This window comes from Limimaricola sp. G21655-S1, from assembly GCF_027213785.1.
Lineage (GTDB): Bacteria > Pseudomonadota > Alphaproteobacteria > Rhodobacterales > Rhodobacteraceae > Limimaricola.
This window is the reverse complement of record NZ_JAPWGO010000017.1, coordinates 1-20,807: the sequence shown is the minus strand read 5'-3', so window position 1 is coordinate 20,807 and position 20,807 is coordinate 1. Positions and strand designations below refer to the sequence as shown.

The 20,807-nt window shown below is 61.5% G+C and carries 16 protein-coding genes and 1 pseudogene; 10 read left to right on the top strand and 7 right to left on the bottom strand.

Annotation, left to right across the window (positions count from 1 at the left end):
* The first annotated feature begins 346 nt into the window (after window positions 1-346).
* From O4G76_RS15450 to O4G76_RS15440, 3 genes are read left to right on the top strand one after another with little or no spacing between them, the layout of a single operon-like run.
* Window positions 347-1,324, top strand: coding sequence for an HlyD family secretion protein (locus O4G76_RS15450; protein ID WP_269398156.1), 978 nt, complete (start codon window positions 347-349; stop codon window positions 1,322-1,324).
* Entirely contained in the window at window positions 1,321-2,238 is a 918-nt protein-coding gene (locus O4G76_RS15445; protein WP_269398155.1) for an ABC transporter ATP-binding protein, read from the top strand. The genes O4G76_RS15450 and O4G76_RS15445 overlap by 4 nt, the downstream gene beginning before the upstream one ends.
* Entirely contained in the window at window positions 2,235-3,371 is a 1,137-nt protein-coding gene (locus O4G76_RS15440; RefSeq protein ID WP_269398154.1) for an ABC transporter permease, read from the top strand. The genes O4G76_RS15445 and O4G76_RS15440 overlap by 4 nt, the downstream gene beginning before the upstream one ends.
* A 121-nt stretch (window positions 3,372-3,492) precedes the next feature.
* Here the strand turns inward: O4G76_RS15440 and O4G76_RS15435 are convergent, their stop codons facing one another.
* Window positions 3,493-5,883 carry a glycoside hydrolase family 15 protein gene (locus O4G76_RS15435; RefSeq protein WP_269398153.1) on the bottom strand — a complete coding sequence of 797 codons (2,391 nt, stop codon included), beginning with the start codon at window positions 5,881-5,883 and terminating at the stop codon, window positions 3,493-3,495.
* 254 nt (window positions 5,884-6,137) lie between these two features.
* Between O4G76_RS15435 and O4G76_RS15430 the strand changes: the two genes are divergently transcribed.
* Entirely contained in the window at window positions 6,138-6,788 is a 651-nt protein-coding gene (locus O4G76_RS15430) for a DUF1003 domain-containing protein (RefSeq protein ID WP_269398152.1), read from the top strand.
* A 310-nt stretch (window positions 6,789-7,098) separates the two neighbouring features.
* On the opposite strand, the pseudogene O4G76_RS22065 reads toward O4G76_RS15430, so the two are convergent.
* The 3 genes and pseudogenes from O4G76_RS22065 to O4G76_RS15410 form a co-directional block, all read right to left on the bottom strand.
* Window positions 7,099-7,581 (bottom strand): annotated as a pseudogene (locus O4G76_RS22065) (DUF2127 domain-containing protein).
* A 469-nt stretch (window positions 7,582-8,050) separates the two neighbouring features.
* Complete coding sequence (locus O4G76_RS15415; protein ID WP_269398150.1) at window positions 8,051-8,710, bottom strand: Fe2+-dependent dioxygenase; 660 nt, start codon at window positions 8,708-8,710, stop codon at window positions 8,051-8,053.
* A 4-nt stretch (window positions 8,711-8,714) separates the two neighbouring features.
* Window positions 8,715-9,779, bottom strand: a complete 1,065-nt coding sequence (locus O4G76_RS15410; protein WP_269398149.1) for a hypothetical protein — start codon at window positions 9,777-9,779, stop codon at window positions 8,715-8,717.
* Between the two features lie 114 nt (window positions 9,780-9,893).
* Between O4G76_RS15410 and O4G76_RS15405 the strand changes: the two genes are divergently transcribed.
* Window positions 9,894-11,381 carry a TrkH family potassium uptake protein gene (locus tag O4G76_RS15405; protein WP_269398148.1) on the top strand — a complete coding sequence of 496 codons (1,488 nt, stop codon included), beginning with the start codon at window positions 9,894-9,896 and terminating at the stop codon, window positions 11,379-11,381.
* Window positions 11,382-11,458: 77 nt separating this feature from the next.
* On the opposite strand, the gene O4G76_RS15400 is transcribed toward O4G76_RS15405, so the two are convergent.
* Window positions 11,459-12,591, bottom strand: a protein-coding gene (locus O4G76_RS15400; protein ID WP_269398204.1) for an IS3 family transposase whose coding sequence is annotated in 2 segments (ribosomal slippage) — window positions 11,459-12,336 and window positions 12,336-12,591 — 1,134 coding nt in all. Because the reading frame shifts where the segments join, the coding sequence is not laid out codon by codon here.
* Window positions 12,592-12,776: 185 nt separating this feature from the next.
* Window positions 12,777-14,948: a DEAD/DEAH box helicase family protein gene (locus tag O4G76_RS15395; RefSeq protein ID WP_269398147.1), complete on the bottom strand. Its 2,172-nt coding sequence runs from the start codon at window positions 14,946-14,948 to the stop codon at window positions 12,777-12,779.
* A 127-nt stretch (window positions 14,949-15,075) separates the two neighbouring features.
* Here O4G76_RS15395 and O4G76_RS15390 point away from each other — a divergent pair, with 127 nt between their 5' ends.
* From O4G76_RS15390 to O4G76_RS15370, 5 genes are all read left to right on the top strand, one after another.
* Entirely contained in the window at window positions 15,076-15,531 is a 456-nt protein-coding gene (locus O4G76_RS15390; RefSeq protein WP_269398146.1) for a helix-turn-helix domain-containing protein, read from the top strand.
* A 268-nt stretch (window positions 15,532-15,799) separates the two neighbouring features.
* A complete protein-coding gene (locus tag O4G76_RS15385; RefSeq protein ID WP_269398145.1) occupies window positions 15,800-17,722 on the top strand; it encodes a site-specific integrase in 1,923 nt (640 codons plus the stop codon).
* Window position 17,723: 1 nt separating this feature from the next.
* Complete coding sequence (locus O4G76_RS15380; RefSeq protein ID WP_269398144.1) at window positions 17,724-19,109, top strand: hypothetical protein; 1,386 nt, start codon at window positions 17,724-17,726, stop codon at window positions 19,107-19,109.
* Window positions 19,110-19,577: 468 nt separating this feature from the next.
* Window positions 19,578-19,970, top strand: a complete 393-nt coding sequence (locus O4G76_RS15375; RefSeq protein WP_269398143.1) for a hypothetical protein — start codon at window positions 19,578-19,580, stop codon at window positions 19,968-19,970.
* On the top strand, window positions 19,967-20,374 hold the full coding sequence (locus O4G76_RS15370; RefSeq protein WP_269398142.1) for a hypothetical protein: 408 nt from the start codon (window positions 19,967-19,969) through the stop codon (window positions 20,372-20,374). The genes O4G76_RS15375 and O4G76_RS15370 overlap by 4 nt, the downstream gene beginning before the upstream one ends.
* 204 nt (window positions 20,375-20,578) lie before the next feature.
* On the opposite strand, the gene O4G76_RS15365 is transcribed toward O4G76_RS15370, so the two are convergent.
* Window positions 20,579-20,807: transposase (locus tag O4G76_RS15365; RefSeq protein ID WP_269398141.1), on the bottom strand; the 229-nt coding region annotated here is incomplete at its 5' end.

The following is a 20,807-nucleotide window of genomic DNA, read 5'->3' as shown; positions in this document are numbered from 1 at the left end:
TCAACTTTCATTGCGTGAGATGGAAATTTGAAGAAAACGACGAGGAGTTGAAATAGCGCTACTTTAGAAAATATTTAACAACCCCAAGGCAGCACATCTAATAATTCGGCCAAAGAATAGAACGTAAAAAAGGTGCACCAATTTTGGAAGCACCGGCGCTCGCTCTCCTAATTTTGCATTCAGGTTCGCCGCGAACAGCAGAATGCTGCTCTGAAACGTCGAAGCCATCCTCAAAAGGCGATCAATCCCTCATTGACTGCTCTATTCTTAGTAGCTGTCGGCTGAAGGAAGCGTCCCACCCATACGCCTTTTTCCTTTGTCCTTTGGCTTCGAGGGCGCAGTGTGGATGCAGGCCGATGAGGAACTGGAGATGGGCCTGTTTTCTTGCGAAATTCCGGGCTTGTCGGCCTTGCTTGCTGCCTGTGCCCTGCCGCCGCCGTTTGCGACCGGATATGTGGAGGGCGACTTTATCCTCGTTGCACCAGTTTCCATAGCACAGATCGCCGATATCTCGGTCACGCGAGGGGATAGGGTCGAGACCGGTGAACAGATCGTGCGCATGGAACAGCATGATGCCGAGATTGCGCTTGCCGATGCGGAAGCTTCCCTGGCGCAGGCTCGCAGTCATCTTGCAGACTTGATGGAAGGCCGTCGCCCGGAGGAACTCAAGGTCATAGAGGCGGATTTGGCGTCGGCGCGCGCCCAAGCTGCCGAAGCGAAGCGCACGATGAACAGGCTGGCGGATCTGGCCGCGCGGGGAGCGGCCACACGCACACAGCGCGACGATGCCGCCACCGCCTTGGAGATCGCCGAGGCGCACGTCGCCGAGATCGAGGCTGATCTCATCGTGGCCCGGATGCCGGCCCGCACGCACGAGATCGCAGCCGCCGAAGCCTTGGTGGCCAAAGCTGAAGCTGCGCTGGAAATGGCAAAGTGGCTGCTTGACCAGCGTGTGCTGCACGCACCGGCCACCGGAACGATACATGATGTGATCCGGACCTCCGGCGAGATCGCCGGCCCGGCTGCTCCGATCCTGTCCCTCCTTGCGGATGATGCGATCAAGCTGCGACTTTATATCCCGGAAACATCGTTCCATCTGGTCGAGGTCGGGACAGAACTTGTCGTTCATTGCGATGGGTGCTCCGCAGATGCCACGGCACGGGTGGTCTTTGTCTCCGACAGGGCTGAGTTCACGCCCCCGGTGATCTACTCGCTCGAAAGCCGCCAAAAGCTTGTCTATCTCGTCGAGGCCGTTCCATCGCAGGCGGATGAGTTCAAACCTGGCCAAATCGTCGATGTCGCGCTCCCGGATGGTCGCAGATGATTGAACCCGCCATCTCGGTGACCGGCCTCACCAAGCGCTTCGACGGCAGGACGGTGGTCGACAACCTCTCTCTCGAGGTGGGTACGGGTGAAATACGCGGGTTTCTCGGGCCCAACGGGTCGGGCAAGACCACCACCCTGCGGATGATCTGCGGGTTGCTGACCCTCGACGGCGGCGCAGGCCGTGTGCTCGGTCACGACATCCGCACCGCTCCCGGCGCGATCAAGCGCCAGATCGGCTACATGACCCAGCGGTTTTCCTCTTATGACGACCTGAACATCGAGGAGAACCTGCGCTTCGTGGCGGGACTGTATGGCTTGCGGCCTGCCCGTCAGATCGTACGGGACACGCTCGAAGATTTCGGTCTCGCCTCGCGCAAACATCAGTTGGCGGGCACACTTTCGGGCGGATGGAAGCAAAGACTGGCGCTGGCGGCGTGCGTCATGCACCGCCCGCACCTGTTGCTGCTGGACGAACCGACCGCTGGAGTTGACCCGAAGGCCCGGCGGGAGTTCTGGAACGAGATCCACCAGTTGGCTGCGCAAGCGATCACTGTTCTGGTGTCGACCCACTACATGGATGAGGCCGAACGTTGCCACAAGATCAGCTACATCGCCAACGGCCGGATGATCGCTCAAGGCACCGTGGATGAGGTCGCGCTGGTATCGGCGCTGAAGACCTACTTGTTCAGGGGGCCACGCATGGCTGAGGCGGCACAGATCCTTGCTGCCAACCGGCATGTCGAACAGGTCGCTTCCTTCGCCAGCACGCTGCATGTCGTTGGGAGAGATAGTGACCAGTTCCGCCACGCCGTGGCGGCGGCCGCCGCCGCGACAGGGGCCAGTATAGAGGTGATTGACACCAGTCTGGAGGACATCTTCATCCACCTCATGCGCGAGGCCGGTACGAGATGACCTGGTTCTTCTCTTTCCGGCGTCTGGGGGCCATCTTGGCGAAGGAAACGATCCAGATGCGTCGAGATCGCCTGACCTTTGCCATGATGCTTGGTATTCCAATATTACAGCTTCTGCTGTTCGGCTTCGCGATCAACACCGACCCCAAGCATCTTCCCGCCGCTCTCGTTGCGCCTACGCAGGACCGGTTCACCCGGGCAATGGTGACGGCGCTCGAGCTCACCGGCTATTACAACTTCGTCGCGCCTCACGCTTCTGCGGCCGAGGCCGACGCGATGATGGAACGTGGCGAGGTTGTCTTCGTCGTCACAGTGCCATCCGATTTCGGACGGCGGGTCGAGAGGGGCGACCGCCCAACGCTCCTGATCGAGGCCGATGCTACCGACCCACCCGTGGCCTCCGGTGCGATCTCCACGCTGGGCACAGTGGCGGCCGAGGCGCTGCTGCGCGAAATCGGGAACGAGGCCGTCCAACGCCAAAGCGCCTCCGATCAGCTCTCCATCATCGTTCACCGCAGATTCAATCCGGAGGGCGTTACCCAGTACAACATCGTTCCGGGTCTGCTTGGCGTGATTTTGCAGCTTACCATGGTCATGATGACCGCCATGGCACTTACACGCGAGATCGAGAGGGGAACGATGGAGAATCTGCTCTCGATGCCCGCGACGCCTTTCGAGATCATGCTGGGCAAGATCATGCCCTATCTGGGGGTCGGTGCAGTTCAGGTCGTGGTGGTTCTGAGCGCGGCACGTGCCATTTTTGGCGTTCCCTTCATAGGCGACCTGTCACTGATCCTCGCGGGCGTACTGATCTTCGTCTTGGCGCTGGTGCTTCTCGGCTACCTGATCTCGACCGTGGCCCGAACGCAAATGCAGGCGATGCAACTGACGTTTTTCTTCTTCCTGCCATCCCTGATGCTGTCTGGGTTCATGTTTCCCTTCAGGGGTATGCCGACTTGGGCCCAGATCATGGGAGAAGTGTTTCCGCTCACCCATTTCTTGCGCCTGATCCGTGCGGTCATGCTGAAGGGAGCCGGCGCAGCCGCGGTGTCCAACTCCCTGGCGGCATTGATCGGCTTCGCCGTTCTGTTATCGGTCGTCGCACTGATCCGGTTTCGACGGACATTGGATTGAGGAGCATGGAACGAACCGGAGGCGGCTCCTCCGAGCAACCTGCAACCGAGCCCAAGCGTGCCAAGAATTCGGGTGTCTTCCGGACATGCGGGTCGATACGCCGAGACCAATGGATTCGGCTTCAGCTCTCCGTTGTCCGGGGCTGGATCGAAACGCGGTGGTCGCGGCCCTCCCAGCCGTCCTGACGTCGCCGTGTGAAGACCAGTTCTCTCGCACCTTCGGAGACCTCAACCGTCGCGCCGAACAACCCTCTGAACGGAAGAGCTTCTGCCTCGAGATCAGATGTGGTCCGCCAGTCATCCTCACTGGCGTGCAAGGTGAACGGACCACGATCCATGACGCAAAGGCGTGTCCCCTGAAGGATCTGGCGCAGTGGAGTCGGGTCCCTCCAGTACCGGGTTTTTGGATTCGGGCGCAGTGTCCCGTACCGTGCCGCGACGCAGTCCAGCAATTCGATCGGTTTGCCGGTACAGGCCGCTGCGGCAAGCCGTAGGTATTCCGAATGCGCCCAAACCAACGGCATCGCGGCGCCGGTCGGCTGCCCCGGCCTCAAACCCCGATCGGGCAGATCCGGAGCCTCCCATACCTGTTCCGGGATCAGGCCCCCGGGGCCGGTCATACCCGCCATTGCGGACAACCAAGGATTAGGGTCTTCGCCTATTTGCATCGCGAAATGGCCCCTCTCACCGGTCAATAGAGGCCAAGCGCGTCCGATCCCCTGCCCATCGAATGGCGCCCCGTTGGCATGCTCGCCATAGCCGTCACCGTTGTAGCGGTAGAAAGAGCGGCCCCTCGGCGTATCGACACCCAACAGAGCATCACAAACCTTCACCGTGTCGCAGAGCCCTCGGTCGTCGGACGGGCGCAATCCGAAGCGTGCCAAGGATAGGAAATCCAGTGCCACCAAGTCTTCGACGTTGGTGATCAGCCCTCCGCGGTTGCGTACCTCCACCTGCTGCCCGGCAGGAGGGCGCCTGCCGTCCGGCACGATGCGGACATAATGCCCCGCAATGTCATGCGCGTGGTCCAGACCTGTGCCGCTTACGAAGGTCCAGTTCTCGATGCGCGCATTCCAGTCATCTGCCATCGCCAGAGCCAGATCCCGCGGCGCACCGCTCAACCACTGGCCCGCTGCGACGAGCGCCGTCACCTGCACCGACAGGCTGTAACAATTCAGGCCCGCATTCTCTTCCCAACGGTCCTGTTCAGTGAGCGGCCCGTTGCGCAGGATGTAGCCAGTAGCACGTTCGACCATGCGCCAGACGTGGTCGTACATCGGGCCGTCCGGCAGAATGAGACCAGTCTCCAGCAGCTTCGTGGCAAGGATCACTGGAAGGCCAACCTCGTCCATCTGAATGCCTCGCCAGTAGGGGCGGCCGTCGGGATAGAAGTTCTGTCCCCAATGCCCATCGGGCTGTTGCATGGCGACCAGGTAGGACAGCATACGGCGCGCATCCTCAGTCTGGCCAGTTACCAACAGGCCGAGACCAGAGTTCACCGCGTCGCGGGCCCAGACGAGGTGGTAGCCGCCCAGATCGTCGTGGGCGTTGCCCCATGGAATGCTGAGCGAGGCCACGATGGCTCCAGGATAAGTGCGGTCCTCATGCGTTTTCAGAACCGCCGCCGAGCGGTGCGCCTGCGCCGCGAGATCGGCGGGCACAGCGTCCGATGGCAACCGCAGCTGCGCGGCCCAGTCGGTCCAGCCCGACAAGGCCGCCGCCCGCACCTCCGGCAGACCCACGACGAGGGCCGATCGTGCCAACGTCGCCGCGCCCTCCCTCGTGGTGGCAAAGGCCAATGCCAGAGTGCCGGTCGTGGTGCTCAGTTCACCCATCAGTGCCACGTTTCCCGGTCCGGCCAGATCGTGGTCCCATGTCATTGCGCCATGGCGATCGAAATCCTGCCAGCCATCGGACGTCCCGACGAAGCCGGCCGAGCTGCGGGTGAAGCCCGGCTCTGCTTCCAAGTGCAGCCAGTCGCCGCCACCCTCGGCACTCAGAGCCGCGCCTGCATACGCCGTGTTGTCTCCGTTGGTGAGCCCCAATCGAGGCGCCAACAGTGGATAAAGGCGGCACCCGTCACCTCTGAGATCAAAGCCGATCAAGAGAACATCCCGGTCCGGATCGGGGACGAACTCGAGCAACAGCCTGTAGCCTGGTCCTTCATGCGTGATGGTAGGAAGCGGTATATCGGGCTGCGGTGTCGCAATTTCATAGCTGTTGACGCGCTTGACCTCGAACCATCCTGCCGGTCCAGCGACGATGAAGCCGAGATCGCGGGTCTGCGGGCTTCCTGTCGAGGGCCAATAGACCTCGTTGAGGATGCCGTAGCCGAGCGTGGCCCAGACGCGGCTTCCCCCGAGCGACGTAAAAACGAGGTCCTTCGCCGACGAACTCCATGTCGGAGCGAGATCCGATGCGCTGCTCGGCGCGATGCTTTCACCTATTAGCCCTGACATGACGCGAAGACCCGAGCACGGCGAATGAGGATGCCCGTTCAGAGCATGGATCATAGACATGCCGGCGGCAATCTATCGATAGGCGGGGATGATGGAGCAGAGGTACGCGGGACCGGCCGCGAGGCTGATAATCCGGCCCTTGGTCGAAAGGCAGGGAAGAGGCATGGTCCCAGGTGCGCGTCGCCATCGGAAGGCGGCTGGAACGTGTTGCGAGCGCTGCTCGAAACGGTGGGAGGGTCGTCATGCCGAAGCCACAGGATGGACCATCAGACTTCGATCGATGCGTTGTTTGTGGGCGCAGTCTCCCGATGAGCGAACTGCGCCCGTACGCTGCCGTCCGGCCTGGAATATCGGAAATGCTTGCCAGAGACGTATCAGGTTGGGCCCAGGGTGCGTTCATCTGCGGCCTCGATCTTGCGCGTTATCGCGCGCGGCGTGTCGAGGCACTGTTGCTGGACGAGCGCGGGGCTCTGCACGATCTCGATCGCCAAGTCATCGACAGCTTTGTTTCAGGCGGCCTCGTCGTGCGCCTTCCGGATATAGCCGAGGAACAGGCTGCTCGCAGGGGCGATCGTATCGCCGATGCCGTGGCCCGTATCGGCGGCAGCTGGGGCTTTATCGTCGGCTTCGCGATCGTCCTGGTCGCTTGGGTCACCCTCAACCTGTCAAGCTGGCTCGCCAAGCCTTTCGACCCTTACCCTTTTATCCTTCTGAACCTCGTACTCTCGACCGTCGCGGCGCTTCAAGCTCCGGTCATCATGATGAGCCAGCGCCGGCAGGAGGCGAAAGACCGCGCCCGAGCCGAGAACGACTATCGCATCAATCTGAAGGCCGAGCTGGAGGTGCGACAGTTGCACGAAAAGATTGACCATCAAATTACAGCGCAATGGCATCGGCTCGCAGAGTTGCAGCAGATCCAGATCGAACTTCTGGAGGAGCGACTTGGTGAACGCAAATAACGAAGCATTCCGTAATCCCTCACTGCATGTTGGTTTTTGCCCGTTACAAGTGAAGCGGCTGTTCAGCACCTTTCGTGACTTATTTGAAAGGGCCGAGAGCTTCGACCTGAAGCTCCATTCAGGTCTTCGATTTAAGACTCAAACTTGGACCACGGGCGGCCAGCGGAATCCGCACCCTGCTGGTTCGAGTCCAGCATAGGATTGCACGATGCCAATTGGCAATGCGGACCTGCCAAATCCTGCTTCTCGGTCTATCGGTGCGATCTGACGGATTTGAGCCTCCATGGCGTTGATCGGTGACGGGGCACGTTCATCCCGGCCTAATATGCCTCCGCAGCAGCCGCCATTCGTGCCAGATTAGGATGACGACAACCAAGTCGAAGATCGTCAGCACGAGCAGCCCTGAAGCATAAGTGTAGCTGTAACGATAGATTTGGTAGATCATGAAGCCCCCAAGCGCCACGAGCGACAGCGGGTAAGCGACCAGCTTCTCGCGCAGAAGCCCCGCCACAAGGACAATTTTAATTAAGCCATGGCTGAGGAGGTAGAAAGAATAGAAGGCCTATGCTTCTATGGAGAGTTGCTGTGCTGCGATAAGTAGATGCGTGGCCAAGAAGTCGCGCGGATCTTCGATCAGCTCATCTTGCATCACCAAGTTGGCCCAGTGCAAGATCTTTGGTACAGGGACGAAATGGAATACAAGCCCGCCAGCGATTTCCATCAGCGCATGTAGCCCCTTGAGAGTGACGCCAATTTGAAAGACTCTATGCCAACGGAGCTTGGGAAGTGCCATATATGGGTCTCTTCGATAATTGAAGAAGGCAGGGCGATGACATCTCTCTCTATATGGGTTTCTGCGCGTTAGTAGCTTCCTTCCTTTCCGATCTAATAGCGTTTCTATCAGACAGGTCAGTACACCCGTTAGCCGCTTTTCAAAGGTCGCGATGGAGTTTGCTGACTTCGTTCACGTCCCCACGAACTACTCGATGGCCAAGTTCAGCATGTCCCTCACCGAGCTGCTTGGGAAGCATGACGAAGGTAATTTCCTTTGCTTATCGCCGAAGCAGCCCATCGTCTTATCAGAAAACTGAGGTCGAAGTCGGGCTTGACCACGGCCACCTTGAGCAGATCGAGCCCACCAATGATACCGCAAAGGTTTTCGTGACCGGGTATGCGGCAGACGCCTCGCCACGCTGGGCCTTCGCGTGCCAAGTCAAAGCAGGGCGGCCACCCCACCAGAGCTCTTTAAGGCCGGGCCGCCCTCAGTCGGCAGCCCACATCCGGTAGAGGTTGCTCTTGGCCTTGAGCAGACGGTCGAAGGCCGGCGACTTGCCCTGGCTGTCGAAGACCGCGCGCGCGGCAACGTCGAGATCGTGCAGGACCTCGCGCTGCTCTGCCGACCGCACCCAGCTGGTAACCCAGCCGACCACGGCCACGCGCGTGCCCTGTGCAACCGGCTCCACCCGGTGCAGGGCGCTGGTCGGGTAAAGCACGAGATCGCCGGGCTCCAGCCGGATCACGCGCTCCTCGATCGCGTCTTCCATGACGAGACCGCCGCCCTCATAGCTGTCGGTCTCGCTTAGGAAGAGAGTGAAGGACATGTCGGTCCGGCTGCCCTTCATGATCGGGTCGTCGACATGGGTGCCGTATGCCATGCCGGGTCCATAGCGCGAGACCAGCATGCGCGCGAACTTGCGGGGCCGGGCCACGCTGGTGAACACCTCGTTCGCACTGAGCGCCTTGCGCACCTTGGCGAAGATCGCCTCGCGGGCCGGTGTGTCCGCCGCCTGCTCGTTGCTCTTCACGCCCTTCGCATAGCGCCCGGCGGTGCGCCGACCGTCTTCGAACTCAAGTGCCTCGATCGCCTCGCGCAACGCGGCGACCTCGTGAGGATCGAGGACGCCTCCGATCACATGGACCATGGGATCAGCGCAGCTTCAGAGCGGAGAGCTCGACCCGCGCAGCGGCGGCATGAAGCAGGCTGGCTTCCGGCGTGGCGATGTCTTCGCCGGCCGATCCACCGAACGCGGCACCGGCCTCCTCGATCTGGGCGCGCACTTCCGCGCCGACCTCGGCGACCGCGGCCTCATCCGATGCCGCCAGTGCATCGGCCTCCGCCTTCACCGCCTCATAGATCCCGAAGGCTTCAAGGTATTCCGTCCGATCGCTCACGGCGCCGTCCGTGACCGCCTCGGCGTAGTGCTCGCCGGCCGCGCGCAGCCCCAAGGAGATCGCTTCCAGCCGATCCGCGGCCGTGGCCTCGGCCCGGGCGGCAGCCAGACGCTCGTGTAGTTCGGCAAAGCCTTGGTCGTCCGCGGCCGCTTCGAGTTCTTCGATGCGTTCATAAAGCTCGCCCGCGAGCGCCCCTTCGAGCCCGTGCTCGGCCAGTTCGGCGGCCTCCTCGATCAGCTCGGCCGCGTCCTCGCCGCTCCCGCGCTGCGCCTCGGCGGCGCGCAGCAGCCCGTCGATTACCAGCAGGCTGCGCGCGTGGGCCAGAGCCGGCTCGAGCGCCGAGCTGCCGCCCTCAGACTCGCCTTCGCCGGCAGCATCAGCTTCGCCCTCGGCTTCCATGGCACCTTCGGCCTCCACGGCGCCCTCACCTTCGCCCTCGGCCTCCACGGCGCCTTCACCCTCGCCATCGGCCTCAACTGCGCCCTCGCCATCGCCTTCAGCTTCCACCGAGCCTTCGCCCTCGACCTCTACAGCGCCCTCACCTTCGCCTTCGGCCCCCGCAGCGCCTTCACCCTCGCCTTCGACCTCGATTGCGCCCCTTTCGCCTTCAGCTTCCGCGGCACCTTCGCCCTCGGTTTCGATCTCGACAGCGCCCTCACCTTCAGCCTCGATCTGGTGGACGAGGCCCTGCGGGTCCGACAGGTCGGTGGCGACGGAGGCGGCCCCGGCAGTGGAGCCGATCATGGCGGCCGAAGCGCCGAGAGCGAGGACGCGGCGGGCGGTGACGACACGGCGGGGTTTGCGGGTGATCGTGCTCATGATCGAGCCCCTAAATCCTACTGTTTGCGTCAGAGATACAGGTCGCGACTGGGAGGTCAAGGAAGGCGGGTGCTTGGCGATGTAACTTGCGGGCTGCCTTGCGGTTCGCCTCAAATGGTGTTTGAGATCCCGGCAGCGCTGGCCCTCTCCGTCGCACAACCTGGGCCGACTCCTCCGGACAGGAGAACTCCCTTGCATTTTGTTCTTCTGATCAATGGCATCGCCTGCCTGTTCATGGGCGTGCTGCTGGCGCTCGACGCACTGTTCTTCCCGGCGACCTGGCGGGTCTTTCTCACCGCGGGAGGTCTGACCTGTTTCGTCGGGACCGCCCTGACGTTGGTGGCGTGGGATGCAAAGGGGCGGCTGAAGCGCAACCACACTTTTCTGCTGACGGCGACGATGTGGCTGACCGGCGCCGGCATCGGCGCCTTGCCGCTCTGGCTCTGGGCCATGACCCCGACGGACGCCTTCTTCGAAGCCATGTCCGGCATCACCACCACCGGCTCCACGGTGCTGACAGGGCTCGATGAGAAACCGCATGGCATTCTGTGGTGGCGCGCGATCCTGCAATGGATCGGTGGCGTCGGCTTCATCGTCACCGGCATGGCGCTGCTGCCGATTTTGCGCACGGGGGGCATGCAGCTTTTCCGCACCGAAAGCTCCGAGCGCGGGGAAAAGGAACTTCATAGCGCGACTTCGGTCGCCGCGGCGACCCTGTGGGTCTATGTCGGGCTGACCACCCTGTGCCTGCTGGTCTATCTGGTGGGCGGCATGTCGCCCTTCGACGCAGTCACCCATGCGATGACGACACTCTCGACCGGGGGCTATTCCACGCACGACGCATCGTTCGGGCATTTCGACAGCGCCTTCCTCCAATGGGCCGGCACGTTCTTCATGTTCTGCGGGGCGCTGCCCTTCGTCTGGTATATCCGCGCAGCAAACCGCGGCATCTTCCGCAGCGAGCAGGTCCGGGCCTTCGCCATCGGGCTGACCATCGTCATCCTGCTGCTGACCTTCTGGCGGATGGTGGACCACGACGCGATGCCGCTCCCGGCGCTGCGCGAGGTCGCCTTCAATGTGGTCTCCGTGGTGACAACCACCGGCTTCGCCACGGTGGACTACACGCTCTGGGGACCCGCGGCGCAGGTGGCATTCTTTTTCCTGACGGCCATCGGCGGCTGCACCGGTTCGACGGCAGGCGGCGTGAAGATCATGCGCTGGATCATCCTGTCGCGCAGCATTGGGAGCTGTGCGCGGCAACTGTTGCACCCAAGCGGGATCTTTCCCATCCGTTACGAGGGACGGTCTGTCAAGGACGACGTCATCAGCGGCGTCGCGGCCTTCTTCACCTTCTTCGCGCTCACGGTTTTCGGACTTGCCGTCGCGCTCGCGCTCATCGGACTCGATCCGGTGACGGCCATCACCGGGGCGCTCACGGCGGTCACCAATGTCGGCCCCGGGCTCGGACCGATCATCGGCCCGGCAGGCAACTTCGCGCCCCTGCCGGACCTGGCCAAATGGCTTCTGAGCTTCGGAATGTATGCCGGGCGGCTCGAGATGCTGACCGTCTTCGTGTTGCTGACCCGGCTATTCTGGGAATGACCGGGGCGGCCAGTATTTCGGTGAGGTGGTCCCCATTTCCCGGACAAGTTCGCGGCGCTGCTAAGCTTGCCTGTTAATCATGCCGCCGCTTTCAGGCCGGGGCCCGCATGGGCCTCGACCGGTGTTCGCCCACCGAGCGCCGTGTGAGGCCGCGCAGTGTTGTAGAAATCGATCCACCTTCCGATACCCGCCCGGGCCGCCGAGCCGGTCTCGAACGCGTTCAGATAGACGCACTCGTATTTCAGGGACCGCCATAGGCGCTCGATCATGACGTTATCCATCCAGCGTCCACGGCCGTCCATCGAGATCTTCACCGTTGCATCCAGCAAAAGCTGGGTGAAGCGCGGGCTGGTGAATTGGCTGCCTTGATCTGAGTTGAAGATCTTCGGCAGCCCGTGACGCTGTATCGCGTCCTCCAACGCCTCGATGCAGAACTCGACATCCATCGTGTTTGACAGCCGCCAGGAGAGAACGCGGCGCGTTGCCCAATCCATGATCGCGACGAGATAGAGGAACCCCCTCTGCATCGGAATGTAGGTAATATCCGCGCACCAGACTTGGTTCGGTCGGTCGATCACCATACCGCGCAGCAGGTAGGGCCGTTTGCGGTGCTCCGGGTGGGGCGCGGTGGTGCGTGGCCTCTGGTAGACCGCGCGCAGGCCCATCTTCGCCATTAGCCGCCGGACGCGCTTACGTCCCACGCTGTAGCCTTGGTTGCGCAGGTGTCGCGCCATTTGCCGGCTGCCATAGAACGGCGTTTCCAGAAACTGCGCGTCGATCAGTTTCATCAGCGCGAGGTTCAGCGAGCTCTCCTCCTTTCTCAGCCCATACCAGGCCGAGCGGCTGATGCCGATCAACGCGCATTGGCGACTGACAGACAACGCGGGGTGCTGAGGTTCGATCATCTCTCGCCTCCGGGCCACGCTCACCGGCCGGAGGCTTTGGCTAAAAAATCGCGCTCAACCACGAGCTGCCCGATCTTCGTGTGAAGTTTCTCGATCTGACTGTCCTTCTCGGCCGCGTTCGCTTCGGCCTTGCCAGAGAATATCCCGGCCATGCCCTCAAGCGCTTGGCGCTTCCAAGTATTGATTACCATCTGATGCACGCCGTGCTTCGCCACCAGTTCGGCGACCGTCGCCTCACCCCGTATGGCCTCGAGGGCCACCTTCGCCTTGAACTCGGCGCTGTAGTTCTTCCGTTTGCCAGCCACGCTGTTCGTCCTCGCCATCGTTGGCGGCAAGCTTAGCAGGGGGTCCGGATTTCGGGGACCACCTCAGTCTTTGGCATGGCAAGTTTGCCTTTCGGTTTGTCGAACCAGGTTAGACAAACCCAGCTCGGCAGTTGCGTATGAAGGGAAGATTGGTTCGTTTCAAAATCACGGAAGAAATATTTGTCTCAAGGTGGGAAGCTGGGCTCCAGATCTGGCCACAGCGCCTTTGCCGTTGAGAGCGGATCACCAGGACAGTCGAGGATGATAGCTGGAACAGCTTTGCCGCCCGTGGTCCGCCGCAACTCAAGCGGAACGATCTGCCACCCGTTGGTCGCGGCGATACGCTCACAAAGCGCTATCATGTGTTCCCGATCCCGTCCCCGCCGAAAGGCATGTGCGACGGCTTCAGTCCTGAAGCTATGGGGAAGGTCAGCTGCAAGCCCAACTTCCGACAGCCGTGTGCCCCTCATCGGCTGCCCCAAAGTCATGGCCAGAGCCTTTTCCAGACGCTCAAAGCCTTCCACGTCCGGTTCTTTCTCGAGATCCAGCTCAAGTGCGCGAAATGTCGTCAGATGCGTTACTGGGAAATCATGCAATGGCAGATTGCTCAGGATTACTACCCGCTTGGAACGGCTCGGCGAAACGAGCCGTAGCCGCGCGATCGCTTGGAGCGTACCACATTCACGAGTTTGAGCGAGGATCGCCTGTGCGCGCGGGTCGGGATGAGCACGCAGTCTGAGCTCTCGGCTCGATCCGTCTGCCAGAAGCTGCTGTGCGGCAGCAGCTGGAAGTGGTCCTGAAGAATGCAATGCGATTGGCCGTTCATCCTTTGCGAATACCGCGCGCGCAGATGCCTCGATGGAGGCGGTGTCAGGCTGAAGTCGACCGATGACGATGATGGTTGCGTAGTTCTCGAAATCGTTCACCCCTTGGGTACTGGGGCCGAACCATCGTGGGTCGGCCCCAAGGAGGGGCTGTCGAAGAGCCTCACGCTCACTGCCTTCGACTGAATTACCGACATCTGCATGTAGCGCTTGAAGGACTGCTTTTGTTGCCACCACCAAAACGCCGTCGTTCGCTGCTCTACCGACTTCCCGCTTGAGAATTGTCAACACAGCACCACGCCTTTGCCTCCCATGCCGGGCGTCAAGCAACCAGCTATTCGAAGCGGTCACGTCGGAGATCTGAACAATATCGGCAGTCGGCTTAGATAGAATGGACTCGAACCTGGCACCGGGAAAAACGTGCTCTGTAATATTCGGATCGGCGTCCGCATCGAGAAGGAGCAGCGGAGCGTCACGAGGTACGTCAGCGAGGCCAGGAACCTCGATAACCTGTTGTGCCCCATCCTCCGTCTTTTTCGCGTATAGCCGCATAGAGCCATTTCCGCCGGTGGCGTCATCCGCGAGTCGTGCAAAGATCTGCTGCCTCTTCCGGGAGGCCGTGAACGATCTCTTGTCGAACTTCTCTTCCCGTTCCTGCATTCGCCGGGGGGGATGCCATGGGCCAATATTCAAATATTCGCGTGACTCAGCCTCAGCTTTCTCCAACCAATTCAATTTGTCTGCGGTAACATTCACTCCGAGGAGATGATCACGCAGCGGAGCGTTGGACTGGAGCCCCTCCAATATCGCGGCCCTCGCCCGCAGAAGTGTGGGACGAAGGGTCGGCAGATAAGTGGCCGGCGGTGCTCCCATGAAGTCCTCAACGGACAGATGCATGGTGCGTATCAGAGAGGGCCAGACCTTTTCATCGATGACCCGTAATGCGACGGGGACGTCGCTATCGACAGGAGGATGTACGGTCAGATAAGCATGAGATAGGAAAACGACATGAGGACCTGATGTGTCCTTCTGGCCGAGATATGGACAACCCTCAGCACAAGCGGACGCCACGAAATAGCCGTTCGAGTCGTACGAGCGGCACAGAGCTTTTGTGACCGATGGAACAAAACTCGCGATTGATTTCGCCAGTTCAGCACGCTCACACATCTGCCGATTTCGATCGTCGGGGTGCGCTGCCTCGCGTCCCCGGATAACGCGGGAGGGGCAGCTCGGGGCAAGGGCTTGGAATTCTTCGTGCGCTCGTTCAGCCAGTTCGAGCGTCGGGACGAAGATCATCACGTGGCCGCGCGCCAGTAGGGCTTCGCCATGGCGCGCGATCATGCGTAGCATGGTTGCCGTCTTGCCAAGTCCGGCCGTCACTTTCAGGGCGAGGGCAGCGTTGGGCTCTACCTTCTTTTCGGCGGCACCCTGCACAAATTCTTCGATCTTCTGTCTAAGCTGGTCTCGTGCGTCAGACGGCTCCGACCAGAACGGGACCCGGATCGTTGGTTCAAATTGTTGCTCGTGCTTCATCTGCATCCTCCGTTTCGGAGGAACTGGGCACAAAAGTTGTCATAGAAAAACGCATCTGATCACGACAGCGTGATCGCAGTCGTGGGAGCAAAGGTGCTGACCGCCAATAAATATTCCTAATTAGGGCATGACACCTTTGGTCACGGCGCTCGCCATTTCAGCGGCGCGCACTCGGGGACTAATTCCTTGTCAGGATCAACCTGATGAGGAAAAAATGCTATCTATAGAAGAAGTTGCCCGCCACTTTCGCCTGCGGCCTGACACGGTTCGGCGCAAAATCCGAGCGCGTGAAATTGACGCTGTACGTATCGGCAGAGTCTACCGTTTGGCTTGGCCGGACGTCTGGGCCTGCGAAGACGGTCCAATGCCGAAACGAGCGCTTACCGCCCGCTACCAAGATGATCTGCTAACAAAGAAAGACATTGCCGCAGCACTCAGTGTCAGCGTGCGCACCGTCGAGCGTTGGATCGAGGACGGCATGCCGACGCGGAATGTGTTCCGCGTTGTCCGCTGCAATCCGCATGATGTTTCCGACTGGCTCAAGCGTCGGGGCATCGACCTTCCGGCGGAGTGGTGGCGGTGAAGCCGCCTGCCCATCGCACAGGAGCAATAGGCATTCTCGCGACACGGGCAGGTTTGCTCCGCCCGTCGCACAGCGGTCCCCAAACATTTATTGGCGTTATGCTTGGGGACGACCCTGCGAACCGCGGAAAAATCACGACAGACTGTGCGAAGCGTCCCTTCGGGCGCGATCTCCTGGAAGGACCGGATGAGGTCCATGGCCCGGACCACGCGAGCCGCCTTTGTGCCTGAAGGCGGCCCGCGAGGCCCCTACCCTGGAGATCGAATAAATGAAGCACGACCGAATACTGACCAGCGCCGATGGCCCAATGGTGCCGGACTTTCTGAAATGGGCGAAAGAAACCGGCGAGAGCCGCGATACGATTTGCGAGATCGAGAAGATTGCCGCGCGTCTTAATCTGACCAAGGAGGAATTGGACCTCCTTCCGGCTGATCTCGCCTATTTCGAAAAGGTGATCGCGGTATCCCCTTACGGCACGGTCTCGCGGTCGAAAGACCTTGAGAAGGCCCGCAAGCGTGGCAACTCCCGCATCCGCAGCGCCTTGGGGCGGTTTCTCGCGGCGCGCGGATACGAGACCTCGGACGCCACCGTCCGGGCCAGCTACGACAGGGCGATCGCGTTCATCTCGGACCACGAGGGCTTTCTCGATCGCGGGGCTCTCTTCACCAGGAACACGCACCGACCGTTTCTGCTGGTTCGGGCACGGGCTCAGGTCGGCCTGCCTGACCTCGACCAAGCCGAGTTCGACCGACTGTGGCACGACGCGACGCCCGATGGGCGCAAATCGATGCGGAAATTCGCGCGGCGCATTGCCGAACTTTGGCGCGGCCACAACCGCTGGCCGGAGCTTGCGGACTTGCTTCCGCGTCAGGATTTTGTCGTTCCGATCGCGTCAGACCGGGCCCGTCGCATCGTGTGGCAATCGCTGCCAGCGCCCTTTCGTGCGGATGCCCAGGAGGTATTTCGTCAGACCCTGCGTCAGCCTACCGATCTGAGAATTTGGGCGAAAGAGCAGCTGCGTCTCGGCCGGCCTGCGGTTGAGGTTGATGCCGAGGTCGTGGCGCGGCGCGGCAAGAAGAACAAGCCACCGAAGAATCTGAAGTCCGCGCTTGCCGGCTACCGGCAGGCGACGACATGGCTGATCCGCGAGAGTCATGCACCCGAGACCGGGTTCGCGGGGCTCGAGACGCTACGGGATCTCATCTCGACTGACGCGCTGGAGGCAGCCTGTGACGCCCAGATCGCGCGGAGTGCGGCATCCATGACGCTGAAGGATGCCGACAAAAGCTCCGTTCTGTGGTCGCGCTTCACCAATCTTACGACCATCGCGCGCCACGGCCTGCGCGATCCAGAGGTCCTTGCGCGGATCGGTCTCGTGCGCATGTTCTACGCAGATTACGTGCTTTCACCGGTCGAGATGACCGCCGACGCAGAGGCAATCTGCGACCGGCTGCGCAAGTCACCGCATCTCGCGGCTGCGTTCGTAAACGCACCGTTCCGCCTTAGCACCATCTCGACAGAGGCACTGGAGACAGCAACGACCGACTTTGCAACGGAGCGTGGGCTGCGACTTTCCGCATGCGCGGCTGCCTATGCGGTGCAGGTCAGTCGGGCGCTGCGGCCGGCCAACCTGTTCATGATCCGCCGCAAGGCGACGGCCGGCTGCCCACGGAACCTGACGTGGGTCGTGGACAAGGAGCATGCAGAGATTCGCTTCTCCGGTGGAGAGGTCAAGAACGGCCAGACTATTGTCGTCGACGTTCACGGCCAAGATGCGCGTATCTTGTGGGAGTGGGACCAAGTCCATCGCCCGGCTCTTCTAAAGCTTCGTGGTATCGAAGCTTCGCCCTACCTTTTCCCGGGAACTGCCGCCCCGAGGCTTCGCAAGCCGGCGCTGAACCTGCCGTCCGGATGCATGTCCGTCGCTTCGATCATGGAACTCTGGGATCTCGGGGATAGGCACCTCGGGCTCGGGCTAACCCCTCATCAATGCCGCCATGCGCTCGCGACGCTAATGCTCGCTGTCCGGCCCGGCGATTTCGCCAAGGTGGCGTCGGTCTTGGCAAACACCGAAAAAGTCGCGCGACGCCATTACGGCAAGGACAGCGGCGAGGCTGCGGCAGTGGCCGTGCGCGAGTCCTTGCTCGCTCGCCATCCCGACATCTTCGCCCGCATGAAACGGAGGACGTAACATGAGAGGCGATCTCACCGAGATCCTGAAGGACGCGCCGGCTGCTGTTCGTCGCGCCATGGTCGCAGATGCGCCAAACCTCGCGCCGGGTGCCGCCCATGCCATGGGCCGCTTCTGGTCCGCCGTTCGAGGGCGGAAGAGCAATCCATTGATGCCGGCAGCGGAGGCCTATCGCGCCGCCGCCGCTTCGGAGTCGACGTTTCGGTGTCTGCTGCGCGCCCTCTCGGTATACGCGCCCCACGTGTGCACCGCGCCAGCCAAGCTGGTGAGCGAGGAATGGTATGCGCTTCGACCCAAAGCAGCTTCGTGGGTCGCCCACCCGGTAGAACAGACCGTCGGAGCAAACTGGCCCAAAGCTTGGCGAGAAATGAAATCGGGACTCGATGCAGCACGGATCACAAGCAGCACTCGGAAGCGCTACTTCGCCAGCATCGACCGCTGCGCCACCGTCGTCGCTGAGGGTCTCGCTTCTGACACGCTTGGGTTCGTCGCAGCGTGTGAATTGTCTGAGGCATTCCTGTTTCATCCCGACAAAGAGCGACGCGTGAAGCCTGTGACGGCCGCCAACTACATCGAGGGGTTGATCGCCCTGGGGGCAAGGGGTGGCGTCGCGGAGGACAGCCTGGCCGCTATGCGGGTAGTCTTGTGCGATCTCCGTGACCAGGCCGCATTGGCGGAGAAGAGCAAGCAGGAGCGCCTGTCCGGCCTGATGGAACGGGGAGGCTACGCCTACGTCGCCGACAGGATCGGAGAGCTGAGGTCGCGCGCCCAAGACCTGCCTGCGCACAGTGCCGCCCGTCGCCGCTGCATGCAGCAAGCCGTCGTCTGCGCCGTTATCCTCAACAAGCCACCACGCAAGGGCGACCTTGTGTCATGGCGGTTCGGCGACCAGATCGTCCGTGACATCGACGGCGCCTGGCATGCCGAGTGGGAGCAAGAGAAGACGGGAGGCAAGACAGAGACGGGCACGATCTGGCCCGAGATCGGCGACATCCTCGATGAGTGGGTTCTGGACGGTCGCCCCGATCGATTGGTCCATGTTCGCTACCAAGAACTTGTCGGGCGGAACTGGCTGACGCTTTCTGACAGCGAGCCCTATCGCAACCTACCCACAGAGCTCACGAGGGCTGCGATCGGCGTGCCGTCCCACGACCTGAGAACCCTCGCCGCAGACTACATGCGACGTCACGACCCAGCGCACGCTGCGGATATCATCGCCACGCACCTCGGTCACGGCACCCGCGAGGCCGGCGTGGCCTATCGTGCCGAGTGTGAAGGAGCAGCGTCACAGGTAATTTGGCAAAAGGCGAGGACGACCATTGCAGCGCAGTCCTTGGCCCGATCAGCAAACAATCGTATGAAGCGGAGTCGCGGCAGAAAGGCATAGCGTTGCATGCGAATGCCAAAAAAAAAGCCGCCGAACCCGAGAGCTTCATCGACAGACCGGGCCATAATCGTGAATCTCGCACGGCAATGCAGACCAATTCCATCTACCTTCGCCGACGCGGACCGCCGCAGATTCAGCATCAAGTTGAAAACGGGGTGTCGCCACCCGCACGGAATGGAATGCGCCCGTTCTCAACTTTTTCCGGCGGTCGCCGCAACTTCGACAGGCCGCTGGGCTGTTGCGAGCCGCCATCAACCTCTCATCGGAACGATAGCTTTCGAGATCCGAATGCAAGCCAGAGGGGACGTTGTGGGCCGGTTCGGTCCGCGCCCTTTCGACGAGGGCGCGGCCGACCAGGCCGCATACACGAGAGAGAAAGGAAGGAGGTAGGTCAGGCAAACATGAGGACCGGGAGCGCGGTCCAACTTGACGGATCAATCATGGTCCGGGTTCTCAAGGAGACCGAATATGAACTACGACACCAAGAACATGCGTGCCGCGCTCCGGGCCGCAAATCTCCGCCAGGACTTCACCGATTGGCTTCGCACCGATGCGGACCGGCTCATTTCCGCAGCCGTACTTCTCGGCGGCGAGCTTTGGGAGGAGCGTGCTGCTGCCGTGGTCGACGCCATCGCCTTCGGAGCAGAACCCGAAGAGGTCGTCCAGGACCTGGACGATCTGCACCGGCTTCTGACGCTGGAATATACCGACGACATCGACAGTCCCGAAGCGCTTTGCTTTCAGAGCGTGCATCCCGATGATCCTCGTGCCGACGATGCGCGGCTCTGTGCCGAGGCCCTCGAACGCGGCCTCGAGGCAATACGAAAATACGCCGCTACTACGGTGAAGGAGGTGGCATGATGGACAAGATCTCGAAACTCGTCGCCGATGCACTCGGCCAAGCACGCGCTGTGCGCAAACGCCTCGAGACAAAGGTCATTCCGCTCCTCGAACCTCGCCAACGTACTACCGCGGTCGCCATCAGCCGCCAGATTGAGGCGAAGACCATCATGGAAGAAGCACTTCTGCGTGACATCAAAGCCTTCATCATGCTGATCGGGGAGGAGGTCGAAGATGGGTCAACGCTGGCTTGGCACGGCCGCGAACACGACCCCGAGAGCGGGTACTACGTATTACTCCGCACCGAACGGGCTCGGGCACTTCTCATCACACAGGATGAACTTGCTAAACTTGCTACGGCCATTGAAGCGGCTCTCGATGGCGCGGAAGCCTACACCATCGCTAACGCGCTCCTCGTAACCTAAAAGGATCGGCGCACTCTCAAGTGCGCCGCCTTGAAAGCGGCGGTATCCCGTGTCCCGAGGGGATCTGTGAATAGCTCCGCGTTTCTTAGCAGGCCGCTGAAGAAGTCGCTGGGGCAGAACGGTTTCCCTTTGACTGGTCCGGCTGCCTCGAGTTCCCGATATGTCGTCGCGAGCGGTATGCGCTGCTGATGCTACCTTTCGGCGTCATGCATCCAGCAATCGAGGCAACCTTGCGAGGTTGCTGGCTGCCATCGTCAGAACGAAGCGGGAGCGCACTCGCTCGACGCCGCGATAGACCGTCTGGGTCATCCCGCCGACGGTCTTGGCCCAACCGAATGCCTCTTCGATCCGCTTTCTGTAGACCGTCAACCTCTTTGGCCGGCACCGACAACCAAGATGGCCGGTTCTGACCGCTACGAACGGAACTGTTAGC